Annotated in this window: 1 protein-coding gene; it reads left to right on the top strand. The window is 63.9% G+C overall.

Going from position 1 to position 238, the window contains the following annotated elements; genetic code table 11:
• Positions 1–37 precede the first annotated feature (37 nt).
• Positions 38–238 (top strand): AMP-binding protein (locus tag ACR9ZK_RS23335; RefSeq protein ID WP_481344290.1); only part of this gene is annotated, 201 nt, incomplete at its 3' end.

The following is a 238-nucleotide window of genomic DNA, read 5'->3' as shown; positions in this document are numbered from 1 at the left end:
CCGAGATCTACACTCTCTCCGTCGTCGGCAGCGTCAGATGTGTATAAGAGACAGCCACTCGGCGCCCCTCCGGGCCAGCTCGTCGGTCGTCATATACACGTCCGGCACGACGGGTCGTCCCAAGGGGGTGCGGCTCGCGCAGGACAGCGTCTGTCTCTTATACACATCTCCGAGCCCACGAGACGGAGCTACATCTGGGGGGGCGGCTTTTGTTTTCAAAAGGGGGGGGGGGGGGGGG

It is taken from the genome of Monashia sp. HAY1-5C, from assembly GCF_056755255.1.
Note: the sequence above shows the minus strand (reverse complement) of the source record. Positions and strands in the feature narration are given on the sequence as shown.